The sequence below is a fragment of the Chryseobacterium tagetis genome (genome assembly GCF_016735585.2).
Taxonomy (GTDB): Bacteria; Bacteroidota; Bacteroidia; order Flavobacteriales; family Weeksellaceae; genus Chryseobacterium; species Chryseobacterium tagetis.
In genome coordinates, this window is the sequence record NZ_JAERSE020000002.1 from 284,230 (window position 1) to 298,583 (window position 14,354).

The window sequence follows — 14,354 nt, forward strand, 5'->3', positions numbered from 1 at the left end:
GGAGCTTTGCTCCCCGCCGTTTTTTTTATTTACCATTAAAAGCTGACATTGTATTGTTGATTCCTGCAAAAACAAATGAAAGACAGGCTTTAGAAAATTTTTCAATTCTTTCCGGAAGTTTTTCAGTTTCCGCTTCATTCCAGGTCCCTAATACATAGTCTACCTGCTTTCCTTCAGAGAATTCCGCAGAAATCCCAAAACGAAGCCTTGCATAATTTTGTGTTTGCAATACTTCAATAATATTCTTCAAGCCATTATGCCCTGCATCAGATCCTTTACCTTTTAATCTTAGAGTTCCAAACGGAAGAGCCAGATCATCAGTTACAATAAGTACATTTTCCAAAGGAATATTCTCTTTCTGCATCCAATATCTCACCGCATTTCCTGAAAGATTCATATAAGTATCCGGTTTTAAAAGCAAAACTCTTCTCCCTTTATATTTTCCGTCAGCTAACCATCCAAAATTACTTGTATTGAAAGGAACTTCAAGGGTTTCAGCAATTTTCTCAACAACTTTAAATCCTATATTATGACGTGTATTTTCATATTCAGCCCCTTTGTTTCCCAAGCCTACAATTAAATATTTCATTTAAAATTTTTTACAAAATTAAGAGATAAAAAATAAAAAAACTCAATCCTTAAGAGAATTGAGTTTTTTTAATATCGTTATTTTTTATTACAAAGGCTTATAAATATAATATACTCCATATCCTTTTGTCAAATACGTCTGTGGATCATACGTAAAGTTTGTAGAGGTAACTACAGGAGTAGGAACCGGCACATTTAAATCTGTAGAAGATACTCTGGATGGGCTATTCGGAGACAACATAAGACTTCTGTGATCGTAGAAAGATGTTGATAATAAATATGAAATTTTATATGCAAAAGGCAATAAAGTATATGGGCTTATTCTATCATCATAGTTCATAAATCCATATTCATATTTAACAGTTATGGGATCATTCACGCCAGCAGTAATCGTTCCAAATCCTTTTTCTACTTTAGATACATTATCGCCTAAATAAGTATATTTAGCTTCAGAGTATGCAGTATATTCAAAAGGAGTTCCTGAAACATCTAACCCAGTTTTCATCGTAATTGATTCAAGCTTTGCTGTAGATGCATTATACTTTAGCGTATACACTGATTTTGTTTGCTTGTCCAAAACCTGAACCGGAGGAGTACCTGTTACTTTATAAATATTTCTGTTTTCAGTAATCGACTCTAATCTACCTGAACCACCGTAAGTAAACAACTGTGTATAAGTAACCTTACCAGCATCAAGAGTTCCGTTATTATCTAAGTCTAAGAACCCGTCAAAAGTGATTTTACTTACTCTGTCTCCACTATAAGCAATATCAGTAATTGAGGCTCCATTATTTACTTTCGTTAAAAGTAATCCTGAATAATGATAATCAGCAAGATTACCAAAATCTGAAAGCTCCTGATGTAATGCTCTAGCTCCATTTAGGCCAGTATTTGTATTAAGGTCTACAAGAGGATCTCCATTTTCATCTGCTAGGTCTTTACATGAATGGATAGAGGAAATACCTGCTACAAGTAAAATAAAGTAGAAAAGTCGCTTCATTTCTAAAAGGATTATTTATTTTTCCACAAATATAATTTTTTTTTGCATAAAAATTACATTTTTATTTATTTTCTCACAAAAACAGCAACAATAAAAACCTTAAAACAAGGTAATTAGTATTTTCCTATACTTTCAAAATTGTTTTTAATAAAAGATTGACCTCATCCACATTTCTCACCTTGTCTTTTCTCATCATGAGATTATTGCCTTCTTTTCCCATTTTCTCTTTCAGCTGTGCTTCAGCAGGGTTTTGAGTCAGATAAGTGATGATATGTCTGAATTTATCGGTCTGGTAAAATTTATCCTGAGGATTACTTGGAAAATACCCTAAGAATACTCCATTCTTCATTACTATTTTTTCAAAACCTATTTCAGCAGCCAGCCATTTTAAACTTACGCTTTTTAATAAATTGATCGCCTCTTTTGGCAGATTTCCGAAACGGTCTACCAATTCGGATTCAAACTTTGATAAATTTTCTTCGCTATCTATTTCAGCAAGTTTCTGATAAAGCAATAGTCTTTCTTCCGTATTTGAGATATACCAATCCGGCAACATCAGCTCCAGATCCGTATCAATATTTACGTCTTTTGTAGATTTAAAGAGCTTATTTCGGTCTTCTTCATTTTCAAAAAGATTTTCAAATTCCTCGTCATCTTTTAATTCTTCCAACGCTTCCTGCATTAACTTCTGATAGGTCTCAAATCCCATCTCATTAATAAATCCGCTCTGTTCTGCTCCAAGTAAATCTCCGGCTCCACGAATTTCCAAATCTTTCATCGCGATCTGGAAACCACTTCCCAAATCAGAAAACTGCTCAATTGCTTCCAGACGTTTTCTCGCATCCGCAGTCATCATATCATAAGGTGGTGTAATCAGATAACAAAACGCTTTTCTGTTGCTTCGTCCTACACGGCCTCTCATCTGGTGAAGATCTGCCATTCCGAAACGTTGAGCATCATTAATGAAGATCGTATTCGCATTGGGAACATCTACTCCACTTTCAACAATCGTTGTAGAAACCAGAACGTCATATTTCCCATCCATAAAATCAAGGACGTTCTTTTCCAACTGTTTTCCTTCCATTTGTCCGTGACCGGTAATTACTCTTGCATCAGGAACCAGCCTTTGAATTAATCCGGCAATATCTTTAAGGTTTTCAATCCTGTTATTGATAAAATACACCTGTCCGTCACGCTGTAATTCATACGAAACAGCATCACGAAGAATTTCTTCACTAAAACCTATCAATTGTGTATCAACAGGCTGTCTGTTTGGCGGTGGAGTTTTAATTACCGATAAATCCCTAGCTGCCATCAAAGAAAACTGTAAGGTTCTCGGAATTGGCGTTGCTGTTAACGTCAAAGTATCAACATCTGTTTTCAGCGTTTTTAATTTATCTTTTACAGAAACCCCAAACTTATGTTCTTCATCAATAATCAATAGTCCTAAGTCTTTAAACTTCACAGAACTGCTTGCCAATTGATGCGTTCCTATGATAATATCAACCTTTCCTTCTTTTAAAGCATTCAAGGTTTCAGACTTTTGCTTTGCCGTTCTGAAACGATTGACATAAGCCACATTTACAGGAAAATCTTTTAATCTTTCTTTAAAGCTTCTATAATGCTGAAACGCCAAAATAGTTGTCGGAACCAATACTGCGACCTGTTTTCCATCCGTAGCTGCTTTGAATGCTGCACGAATTGCCACTTCTGTTTTACCAAACCCAACATCCCCGCACACCAAACGATCCATCACCGTATCGGCTTCCATATCATTTTTAACGTCAATGGTTGCTTTTTCCTGATCTGGAGTATCTTCGTAAAGGAAACTTGCTTCCAGTTCATTTTGTAAATAAGAATCGGGAGTGAATGCAAACCCTTTCGCAGACTTTCTTTGAGCATATAGTTTTATCAAATCAAAGGCAAGTTGTTTTACCCTTGCTTTTGTTTTCTGTTTCAGAGATTTCCATGTTGGAGAACCTAATTTGCTTAAAACAATTTCTTTTCCATCAGGTCCGTTATATTTTGAAATTTTATGAAGCGAATGGATACTTACATATAATAAATCTCCATTTTTATAAGTCAGTTTAAAACATTCCTGAATTTTCCCGTCATTATTCACTTTCACTAATCCCATGAATTTTCCGATTCCGTGATCAATATGGGCAATATAATCTCCAATCTTCAAAGACATCAAATCTTTCAATGTCAACTGTTCTGATTTTGCAAAGGTATTTTTGGCTTTATACCTTTGATATCGATCGAAAATCTGATGATCCGTATACACCAATATTTTATGATCATTATCTACAAATCCTTCATGAAGTTCAGATTTAAAGCTTTTAAAAGGAAGCTGATGTTCCAGTTCCTCAAAAATAGATTCTAATCTTTCTTTCTGCTTTTCTGTTGAGAAAGAAATCCATGTATCAAAACCTACATTTTGCTTTCCTTCAAGGTCTTCAATTAATAATTCAAAATTTTTGTGGAAAGTAGGCTGTGCAGTCTGATCAATTTTCATTTCTGCCAATTCAATCAGCCCTTCAATGGAAACACTTCCGAAATCTACCGTTTTAAATTTTTTATAATCAAATAAAAATTCCTGATCTGAAATAAATAATTCCTGTGGTGATCTGTGAGCAATATCTTTGTTTAAAGTATCATATTTCACCAACGATTTTTCGTAGAATGTTTTCAATTTCTGCATTCCAACAATTCCGTTTTTAGAAATTACGAAACTTTCTTTAGGCAATAACTGAAGTAATGAAACCCTGCTTCCTGTTACCGTAAAATTCATATTGGAGACCAATTGAAAATCATTCACTTTTTCTATGGAAAGCTGTGTTTCAATATCAAACGTTTTTATGCTTTCCACTTCATTTCCGAAGAATGTAATACGATAAGGTTTTTCATTAGAAAACGAGAATACATCAACAATTCCCCCTCTTACAGAAAATTCTCCCGGTTCGGAAACGAAATCTGCTTGTTGGAAATTATAATGATTCAATAATTCATCCACAAAATCAAAATCAAGCTGATCTCCAACTTTAATATGATGGGAAATAGCTTTGAAATCTTCCTTTTTCAAAACCTTCTCGGACAAAGCTCCCGAATATGCCACAATAACTTTCGGAGATTTGCTGGACGTAATTTTATTGATCACTTCTGTCCTTAATACCAAATTGGCATTCTGCGTTTTTTCAATCTGATACGGCTCTAGATGTGTCGCAGGGAAATATAAAACTTTATCTTTTCCCAGCAAATCTTCCATTTCTGTATTGGCATACAAAGCATCTTCCTTATCATCAACAAGATACAGAATGTGTTTTTTCTGTGTAAGAAATAGTTCAGCCACAAAAATGGAAACCGAAGATCCCGCATTTCCCTTCACAGAAATATGTTGATTGTTTTCCAATTGAATAAAAATCTCCTTTCCAAATTCGTTTTTAAGCAAGTCCGGAAGAAACTTTTCGTTGATGGTTTTTAACTGCATAAAAATAGGGTATAAACGACAAAAGCGATTTCAGTACTTTCTGAAATCGTTTTCTATGGCAAAGATAATGAAAAACAACAAATTAGTCTAAGTCACTATACAGAAAGCAAGCTAATATCAAAATAAACTAGTTTCAGACCATTATATGGTAAACATTACAACTATACAGGGTAATCTTATCAAAAATTTTAAGATAACTGTCAAATAATAAAAAAATTATAATTTATCATAATACGTACTAAAGATGTGTTAAAAACATTCATCAATACCCTTTTCGGCATACAGTTTGGGATTTTAATCTTACCAAACCTTAAAGAAATAGTATTATGAAAAATTTAATTAAAATCTTAGGAGCTTTTGTGCTTTTATTTTTTGTCGTCACGACCGTTTCATCATGCAGCAATGATGACGACCCGGTGAACAATGACTTCTTTGCGGGAACTTATAAAGGAAGTATTTCTTACAACGATGGAGGATCTACGAGTATAAGCACCAATAATGGAAGCGTTTTTGTAACAAAAATTGCAAGTGGAACAAAATATAATTTTGCTTTCTCAGACAGCATTCCCGATCTAAACGGAGTAGAATTTGAACAGAAGGGAGATCACACCCTTGTCATGATCGGATCTAGTGCTACCTCTTATATAAGAATTGATAATAATGAATTAAAGATTCTGTTTATAAAAGACGGTAAAACATGGACTGCTAATTGCACCCGATAAACCAACTATTCATACATATGTTTGACCTGTGTTTTTCTTATTATTGGAAAAACACAGGTTTTATTTTTATATGTTATTTCTAAATTGCAGTTCCTACTGAGGGTTTACAGTATTAACTTCAGAAACAACAGGTTTAAGATTTTTTTAATCTGTACTAAACTTTAGTTAAGTTTATAAAAACTATTTTTTTAGCTTAGTTTTTGCATAACTTTGAATAAGAAAAACAAACAAAATCATCACTATGAAAAAATTTTTTACCGCAATGTCATTAGCTCTAGGACTTGGACTTGCCACCGCACAGCAAACTACTCCCGCAACATCTACTACAACACATCATGTTGCCCAAACTACAACAAAAACAGCCACTAAAGAGGCAAAATCAGCTAAGCCTGTTACAAAAACAACAACAGCTACCACTGCAAAACCCGCCACAGCTCCAACAGCAGCAAAAATGAAGAAAGATGGAACTCCGGACAAAAGATACAAAGAAAACAAGCATCTTAAAGCAGATGGGACTCCTGACAAAAGGTATAAAGAAAACAAGTAAACTCAACACATAGTTGTTATTTTCATAATCAAATTTCGAAGAACCGATGTACACTCATTCATCGGTTTTTTTATTGCATTATTTATTAAAATGCCTGCAAATTCTTCAGTTATTTATAAATTTGAACCATGTTAAACTTCCTAAAGAAAAATGCGGCGTTAATTTGGGCTAAAAAGCACGTTCAAAAAGCTGAAGAATTCAAAAAAAATGCAGAAAAAGATCAAGAAAAACTGCTTTTATCGCTCGTGGATACTGCCCAAAAAACACTTTTTGGAAGGGAGCATGATTTTGAAAACATTAAAACGGTAAAAGACTTTCAGGAAGGAGTTCCGGTTGCAGATTACGAAGATCTTAAGCCTTATATCGAAAGGGTAAAAAAAGGGCAGGCAAATATCTTATGGACAGAAACTCCGGAATATTTTGCAAAAACTTCAGGAACAACCTCCGGCTCAAAATACATTCCTATTTCTAAGGAAGGAATGCCTTTTCAGATCAAAGGAGCTCAAAGTGCACTTTTCCATTACATCGCCAAAAAAAACAATGCCGATTTTGTAAAAGGAAAAATGATCTTTTTACAGGGAAGCCCGGAACTGGAAGAAAACTTCGGAATAAAAACCGGCAGACTTTCTGGTATTGTAGCGCATCATATTCCGAATTATTTACAGAAAAACAGACTGCCAAGCTGGGAAACCAATATAATGGAAGACTGGGAAGCAAAAGTCGATAAGGTTGTTGAAGAAACGGAAAAAGAAAATATGACATTGATCTCCGGAATTCCACCCTGGCTGATCATGTATTTTGAAAAACTGGTTGAAAAGCACGGCAAAAAAATCAAACAGATCTTCCCCAATCTACAATTAATCGTAACCGGAGGAGTAAATTATGAACCTTACCGTGATAAAATGGAGGAATTGCTGGGTGGAGAAGTGGATATCGTTCAGACTTTCCCTGCTTCGGAAGGTTTTTTTGCATTTCAGGATGATTATACTAAAGAAGGCTTATTGCTTTTGACCCATCACGGAATTTTCTATGAATTCATTCCTCTTGAAGAGTACGGAAAACCCAACGCTAAGAGATTGTCTTTAAAAGAGGTTGAGCTTAATAAAGATTATGCATTAATCCTAACGACAAATTCGGGATTGTGGGCTTATTCCATTGGAGATGTAGTACGATTTATTGATAAAAATCCGCACAGAATTTTGGTAAGCGGAAGAACGAAACACTTCACATCTGCTTTCGGTGAGCACGTCATTGCATTTGAGGTGGAAGAAGCAATCAAGGCAACTTTAGAAAAATTTCCGGCGCAGATTACTGAATTCCATTTGGCTCCACAGGTAAACCCTAATGAAGGACTTCCTTATCATGAGTGGTTTATTGAATTTGAAAAAGAACCTGAGAATCTGGAAGCTTTTAAAAATGATCTTGATGATCAGCTCAGAAAACGCAATACTTATTATGATGATTTAATTTCCGGAAATATTCTTCAGAAACTCCATATATCAAAACTTAGCAAAAATGCGTTTACTGAATATGCAAAGTCTCAGGGTAAGCTTGGGGGACAAAATAAAATCCCAAGACTAGCCAATGATAGAAAAATTGCGGATTTATTGGAAATTTACAAACTTTAAACACATTTTTTCAATTCCGAAAACGTATATTCGAAAAAAATTATAAATTTGAAAAACTAAAAAATATAATGAAAGCATCTGTACTTTTAAAATCATCTTTACTGACGTCTTTATTTGTAATTTCATCTTGTGCGACGACTAAGTACACCGATGACACTGCAAAAAACAATTATTCTAATCTTGAAGCAGGAAGAATGTATACTGTAATGATGAAAGATGGATCAAAAAATCAAAAAATATTATTCCGTAATGTAGATGGCAACAACCTTATTGGTACGGCAGGAAAAAAAGACAGTACAGAAGTTATCATCCCAAAAGCTAACGTAGCCGCTGTAAGAGACATCAGAAAAGCAAGAACAACAGCAGGTGCCGTAGTAATTGGTGCAGCAGGAGTTGCGGCTTTGGTAATCAGTGCTTCAAAAGCAGACAACTAAAATAGATTTTATCTTTCAGATGATATTTGATTTATCATTTGGAATTACCATACAGCAATAGGCCTAAATGAATATTTAGGCCTATTTTTGTGCATGATTTCTTTTACCCCCCTAAAAACTTTACAAAATATTGAATTCAGGAATCTTCTTACCGGAAGATTTTTTATTGTTTTAGCATTCAGAATGCTTGCCACTTTATTAGGATGGTGGGTATATCAGCTTACCAAAGATCCTTTCTCAATTGGTCTTATTGGTCTTTCGGAAGTAATTCCGGCAGTAAGTTGCGCACTCTATGCAGGGCATGTGATTGATATGAATGAGAAGAAAAAGCTTTTATTGATCTGTAATTATGCTTATGTTTTCTTGATCGGACTTTTATTAGTTCCTGCTTTTCTCAATGTAAGAATGCATTTCACAGGGCATCAAATCACTTATTTTATTTATACAGTGATTTTTTTTACAGGGATTGCAAGGGCTTTTATTGGTCCCATTGTTCCTTCCATGATTCCTAAGATTGTACAAAAAGAAAATCTTCCACATGCCATTACCCTAAACCAGGCTACTTTTCTTATTTCTTCTGTATGCGGACATGCATGCGGAGGATTTTTAATTGGTTTTTTTGGGGTAAAGTGGACCTTACTTGTGATTATTGGCTTAATTATTTTAGCATCTTTATTTTTCTGGCAACTTAAAAAGCAACATTCTGAGTATAAAAAGGAATCTGTAAATGTTGTAGAAAGTATGAGAGAGGGAATTTCTTATATTTTCAAAACCAAAGAAATTTTGGGGGCATTATGTCTTGATATGTTTGCCGTTCTTTTTGGTGGAGCTGTTGCCATGATCCCTGTATTTGCCACAGATATTCTTAAAGTAGGCGCTGAAGGTTTCGGGCTTCTAAACGCAGCTTCTGACATAGGATCAATGTGCATTATTACGATCTTATCTATTGTTCCTTTAAGAAAAAATCAAGGAAAAATCTTGTTGGTCGTTGTTGCCGGATTTGGTTTATGTATTGTAGGATTTGGTTTATCTAAACTTTATTGGCTGTCATTCATGTTCCTTGTGATGAGTGGAATGCTTGACGGAATCTCGGTAGTAATCAGAGGAACCATTGTACAATTGAAAACTCCGGATCACATTCGCGGACGTGTTTTGAGCGTGAATTCTATCTTTATCATGTCGAGTAATGAAATGGGACAGTTTGAAAGCGGTCTTATGGCAAAACTTCTTGGTGTGGTACGTTCTGTAATATTTGGAGGTAGCATGACTATCCTAATTGCCTTATTAGTAGGAAGTACAAATTCAAAATTAAGAAAAATGCAGTATTAATACTACTGCATTTGTGCTTGGTTAAATGCTTATATAAGCTGTTTAAAATTCAGCATTTTAAGTATTTTAACCCAAAATTCCTCTTTTTTGACAAAATATTTTTACATTTGTCATTACTTTTTTAATTTTATTCTTAAAAATTTTTTTAAAATGAAAAAACTACTACTCTTTTCCATTTTATTTCTTTATCAAATATATTATTCACAATCAGATTGTGTCTCATCTATACCTGTCTGCGGAAATTCTGACATTTCATATACTCCTTCAGGATCCGGAAATACTCAGGACATTCCTTATCCCGCTCCTTCAGAGCTTTGCTTGAAAGGAGGTGAGCACTTTTCTGTGTGGTATTCATTTACTGTTGCTACTTCAGGAACTTTAACTTTCACAATTAATCCAAATGTATTTACGGATGATTATGATTTTGCAGTATATGGCCCCAACGTCCCATGTAGTGCAATTTACACAACAACTCCTATCCGATGTAATTATTCAGGAGCTGATGGACCTACCGGTTTAAGTACTACATTAACAGGAAGTGCAACAAGTGGAGCTTTTAGTGCTTATCTGGATGTTGTAGCAGGTGAAACTTATTATTTACTTGTTGACAACTTTTTAAGTTCTGCTAATGGATTCTCTATGTCTTGGGGAGGAACAGCTTCATTAACTTCAGCGTTCAATAACCCAGCATTAACTCCGCATCCTTTTGTAACACCTGGTGTCCCTAACGCTACCGACCCTGCAGCACCTAACGAAATTCTAAAATGCGTTTTACCTACCCTATTCGATTTCAGCACATTGACCACTGGAATTTTAAATGGTAACCCTAACTTCACCGTTACTTATCACACCAACAGTAATGATGCGATAACAGGACAGAATCCAATCACAGCTCCTATTATGGTAGATGCAGTAACCGTATATTATTACAGATTAAAATATACAGATCCAGCCAATGCTACCAATCCTATTAACGGATGTTTCCAAACAGGAAAATTCAAATTTAAGCAGGGAAATATTACGACAAGCAATGCAACCATCTACGCCTGTAACAATAACAATGTAGGTACAGGATCTTTCAATCTAACTACTGCTGCCGTTTATTCCGGTACTGGTACAAAAAAATACTACCCTACTCTGAATGACTTGAATGCGGGAACGAATGAGATCACAACTCCTGCCAACTATATCTCTTCTGCTCCGAAAAAAGTATATGTAAAAGTAACCACTACTGACGGATGTAGTGCCAATGCAGAAATAACTTTAGCATTCTATCCTCTTGTTGTAGTAAATGATGCTACAATTGAATCTTGTTTTATTGAAACCAATATCACAACAGCTTCATTTGATCTTACCTCAGCAAATGTATCAGCACTTCCAAATCCTACGAAAAAATTCTATGCAACTTTAGCGAATGCTTTAAGCGGGACTAATGAAATCTTCACTCCTACCAATTACATTTCTACTAGTGGAGTTGCCTATGTAAGAGTATACAGTGGAGACCAGTGTTATTCCATTGCTAAACTTACGCTGATTGTTTTACCACCTGTAAAATCTACAGTTTTAAAAGATAAAACAATTTGTATGGAGGACAGAACTACGCTAGACGCAGGCCCTGGATTTGTAAGCTACGAATGGAGTACGGGAGCTACTACTCAAACTATACAAGGAGTGGCCGTAGGAGCATATTGGGTAAAATTACAAACCGGAAAATGTTTCACTCTTCAAAAAGTAAACATATACCCTTCTAATCAACCTGTAGTAAGCAATATAGATATTACAAATAATACAATTACCGTAACAGCAAACGGAGGAACTGCACCTTATAAATATTCTATCGATGGTGTTAACTGGCAAGATTCTAATGTATTTACAGGACTTCCAAGAGGGGAAAATAAAATTTATGTAAAGGATTCATACGACTGTAATCCGGTTGAAGTTCAGGTAACTGTTCCGAATTTACTGAATGCAATTACACCAAACGGAGATAATGTAAATGACTACATAGATTACAGTGCTTTAGCCTACAAGAAAAACCTCGTATTCATTGTGTATGACAGATATGGTAACAAGCTTTACGAAGCTGGCAAAATCAGAGATTACAAATGGGATGGAACAGCTTCCGGAAAGAAAATCCTTACAGGAACATACTGGTATTCTATTTCTTGGAATGAAAATGACAAAAACAATACTCAAACCAAATACAGCGGATGGGTATTGGTGAAAAACAGAGAATAAATAAATTAAATTTTTAATAATAAAAAATCACTCCTAACAAGAGTGATTTTTTTATGCACCAAAAAAAAGCCTTTCAGTACTAACATCTTAAACTTATCAACATCAAAATCTTGATTACTATTTTTTAATTGCTTTTCAAAAAAACTATCTTTGCATATTATGGCGCAGAAAGAAACACTATCATCTCTTACCCACGGAAACTTTGCGAAAGAGCTGTCAATTGCGGATGGAAAAATGCCTCCTAATGCAGTAGATTTTGAAAAATTGATTATCGGTACTTTTTTAATTGATAAAAAAGGACTGGATCATTCGATCGATCTTCTTACCCCTGAAGTTTTTTATGATCCGAGACATCAGGTTATTTTTTCTACCATTTTAAAACTTTATGAAGGCAACCATCCGGTTGACTTGATGACCGTTATTCAGGATCTTAAAAAAGAAGATAAACTGAGCCAGGCAGGAGGAGATCATTACATTATTGATCTTACGATGGGAGTAAGCTCATCTGCCCACATTGAATATCATGTTCGTGTTATTCTTGAAAAATATATTTTACGAAGTCTCATTAACGTTTCCGCAAACGTTATTGATTCATCTTATAAAGAGTCTACCGATGTTTTTGAACTTCTGGACAAAGCTGAACAATCATTCTTTGAAATTACAAACGGAACCATCAAAAAAGGATTCGATACTGCAAACTCTTTAGTAAAACAAGCGATTGATACCATCAAATCTTTGAAGGATAAAGAAGGGCTTTCCGGAGTTCCTTCAGGATTCAGAGATGTGGATAAAGAAACAGGAGGTTGGCAAAATTCTGACCTTATTATCATTGCAGCGCGTCCCGCTATGGGAAAAACAGCCTTCCTTCTTTCTATGGCAAGAAATATTGCGGTAGGACATAAAATTCCGATGGCTCTTTTCTCTCTCGAGATGGCATCTGTACAGCTTATCACGAGGATGATTGCATCTGAAACAAGAATTTCTTCAGAAAAACTGAGAAAAGGAACCTTAGATGATGAAGAATGGCAACGATTGTTTTCCAATGTATCAGAATTGGAAAATGCTCCTTTATATATTGACGAAACTCCTTCACTTTCCATATTCGATTTCCGTGCAAAATGCCGAAGACTGGTAATGCAGCACGGGGTAAGACTGATCATGGTCGACTACCTTCAGCTAATGACCGCAGGTGGTGGTGGAAAAGGAACAGGAAACCGTGAACAGGAGATCTCTATGATTTCACGTTCATTGAAAGCGATTGCAAAAGAATTAAATGTCCCGGTAATCGCACTTTCCCAGCTATCGCGAAGTGTGGAAACCCGTCCGGGAAAACGACCTCAGCTTTCTGACTTGAGGGAATCCGGAGCAATTGAGCAGGATGCGGATATTGTATCTTTCATCTTCAGACCGGAATATTATAAAATCACGGTTTGGGATAATGATGAAGAAGGACAGGAAACCTCAACAGAAAACCAGGCAGAACTTATCATCGCAAAACACAGAAATGGTGCTACTGCCGATGTAAGATTATCCTTCCTGAAACATTTTGCTAAATTCGGAGATGTTGAAGCCGCTTTTGATGGTGGCAATGGAGGATTTGGACAAAATGAACCAAGCGGTTTTGACAAAATTAAAACGACAATTCAACCTGGAGCAGCGTTTGATCTTCCAAATAGTTCTCAGGTTTCAGGATCTTCTATGAATGATTTTGATGATGACGATGATTTTCCTTTTTAAGATTTAGATTATAACATTTGAGAATCGAAATATACACTGACGGAGCTTGCAGCGGAAATCCCGGAAAAGGAGGATATGGAATTCTCATGCGTGTTCCGGAAAAAAAATACCAGAAAACATTCTCCAAAGGCTTTAGAAAAACCACCAATAACAGAATGGAACTTCTGGCCGTTATTACTGCACTAGAAAAATTAAAATCTTCCGAAAACGATATTCATGTATATACTGACAGCAAGTACGTAGCTGATGCAGTGAATCAGAATTGGATTACAGGATGGATAAAAAGAGGCTGGAAAAACGTAAAAAATCCTGATCTCTGGAAAAGATTCATCGAACTTTACAACCTTCACCAACCCAAGATGCACTGGGTAAAAGGCCATGCCGGCCATTTCGAAAATGAGCTGTGCGACAAGCTTGCTGTGGCTGCAGCCAATTCTAATTCTCTTGAGATCGACACCTATTTTGAAAACCTTGAAAACAACACTCTTTTCTAATTTTATTTAAACTAATTCAAAATAAAAACCAGTTCATTTTTCCTTTCTCGTTTTGTGATTTATTGATAAATAAATAGCATTTAAGACAAAATTAACAGAAATTATGTATTATATCAACAAGATTTAATATATTTACACGTTTAACTA

The 14,354-nt window shown here is 35.2% G+C and carries 11 protein-coding genes; 8 read left to right on the plus strand and 3 right to left on the minus strand.

Going from position 1 to position 14,354, the window contains the following annotated elements:
• Window positions 1-25 precede the first annotated feature (25 nt).
• The 3 genes from pth to mfd all read right to left on the minus strand — a co-directional run bounded on the left by pth (window position 26) and on the right by mfd (window position 5,078).
• A complete protein-coding gene (pth, locus tag JI747_RS06645) occupies window positions 26-589 on the minus strand; it encodes an aminoacyl-tRNA hydrolase (RefSeq protein ID WP_225687141.1) in 564 nt (187 codons plus the stop codon).
• A gap of 87 nt (window positions 590-676) precedes the next feature.
• Window positions 677-1,588 carry a hypothetical protein gene (locus JI747_RS06650; RefSeq protein WP_225687142.1) on the minus strand — a complete coding sequence of 304 codons (912 nt, stop codon included), beginning with the start codon at window positions 1,586-1,588 and terminating at the stop codon, window positions 677-679.
• 124 nt (window positions 1,589-1,712) lie between these two features.
• Entirely contained in the window at window positions 1,713-5,078 is a 3,366-nt protein-coding gene (gene mfd / locus JI747_RS06655; RefSeq protein WP_225687143.1) for a transcription-repair coupling factor, read from the minus strand.
• 326 nt (window positions 5,079-5,404) lie between these two features.
• Here mfd and JI747_RS06660 point away from each other — a divergent pair, with 326 nt between their 5' ends.
• From JI747_RS06660 to rnhA, 8 genes are all read left to right on the plus strand, one after another.
• A complete protein-coding gene (locus JI747_RS06660) occupies window positions 5,405-5,800 on the plus strand; it encodes a hypothetical protein (protein ID WP_225687144.1) in 396 nt (131 codons plus the stop codon).
• Between the two features lie 241 nt (window positions 5,801-6,041).
• Window positions 6,042-6,347, plus strand: coding sequence for a hypothetical protein (locus JI747_RS06665; RefSeq protein WP_225687145.1), 306 nt, complete (start codon window positions 6,042-6,044; stop codon window positions 6,345-6,347).
• Between the two features lie 128 nt (window positions 6,348-6,475).
• Entirely contained in the window at window positions 6,476-7,975 is a 1,500-nt protein-coding gene (locus tag JI747_RS06670) for a GH3 auxin-responsive promoter family protein (RefSeq protein ID WP_225687146.1), read from the plus strand.
• A gap of 68 nt (window positions 7,976-8,043) precedes the next feature.
• Complete coding sequence (locus tag JI747_RS06675; RefSeq protein ID WP_225687148.1) at window positions 8,044-8,409, plus strand: hypothetical protein; 366 nt, start codon at window positions 8,044-8,046, stop codon at window positions 8,407-8,409.
• A gap of 93 nt (window positions 8,410-8,502) precedes the next feature.
• Window positions 8,503-9,738 carry an MFS transporter gene (locus JI747_RS06680; protein ID WP_225687150.1) on the plus strand — a complete coding sequence of 412 codons (1,236 nt, stop codon included), beginning with the start codon at window positions 8,503-8,505 and terminating at the stop codon, window positions 9,736-9,738.
• A gap of 150 nt (window positions 9,739-9,888) precedes the next feature.
• Complete coding sequence (locus JI747_RS06685) at window positions 9,889-11,976, plus strand: T9SS type B sorting domain-containing protein (RefSeq protein ID WP_225687151.1); 2,088 nt, start codon at window positions 9,889-9,891, stop codon at window positions 11,974-11,976.
• Between the two features lie 159 nt (window positions 11,977-12,135).
• Window positions 12,136-13,713: a replicative DNA helicase gene (dnaB, locus tag JI747_RS06690; protein WP_225687152.1), complete on the plus strand. Its 1,578-nt coding sequence runs from the start codon at window positions 12,136-12,138 to the stop codon at window positions 13,711-13,713.
• 17 nt (window positions 13,714-13,730) lie between these two features.
• Window positions 13,731-14,207 carry a ribonuclease HI gene (gene rnhA / locus JI747_RS06695; protein ID WP_225687153.1) on the plus strand — a complete coding sequence of 159 codons (477 nt, stop codon included), beginning with the start codon at window positions 13,731-13,733 and terminating at the stop codon, window positions 14,205-14,207.
• The last annotated feature ends 147 nt before the right edge of the window (window positions 14,208-14,354 follow it).

Excerpts from the sequence above, each read along its gene's own strand:
- dnaB (WP_225687152.1), top strand. The coding sequence starts at position 12,136 with ATGGCGCAGAAAGAAACACTATCATCTCTTACCCACGGAAACTTTGCG.
- JI747_RS06650 (WP_225687142.1), bottom strand. The coding sequence starts at position 1,588 with ATGAAGCGACTTTTCTACTTTATTTTACTTGTAGCAGGTATTTCCTCT.
- JI747_RS06665 (WP_225687145.1), top strand. The coding sequence starts at position 6,042 with ATGAAAAAATTTTTTACCGCAATGTCATTAGCTCTAGGACTTGGACTT.
- JI747_RS06675 (WP_225687148.1), top strand. The coding sequence starts at position 8,044 with ATGAAAGCATCTGTACTTTTAAAATCATCTTTACTGACGTCTTTATTT.
- JI747_RS06660 (WP_225687144.1), top strand. The coding sequence starts at position 5,405 with ATGAAAAATTTAATTAAAATCTTAGGAGCTTTTGTGCTTTTATTTTTT.
- mfd (WP_225687143.1), bottom strand. The coding sequence starts at position 5,078 with ATGCAGTTAAAAACCATCAACGAAAAGTTTCTTCCGGACTTGCTTAAA.
- pth (WP_225687141.1), bottom strand. The coding sequence starts at position 589 with ATGAAATATTTAATTGTAGGCTTGGGAAACAAAGGGGCTGAATATGAA.
- JI747_RS06685 (WP_225687151.1), top strand. The coding sequence starts at position 9,889 with ATGAAAAAACTACTACTCTTTTCCATTTTATTTCTTTATCAAATATAT.
- JI747_RS06670 (WP_225687146.1), top strand. The coding sequence starts at position 6,476 with ATGTTAAACTTCCTAAAGAAAAATGCGGCGTTAATTTGGGCTAAAAAG.
- JI747_RS06680 (WP_225687150.1), top strand. The coding sequence starts at position 8,503 with ATGATTTCTTTTACCCCCCTAAAAACTTTACAAAATATTGAATTCAGG.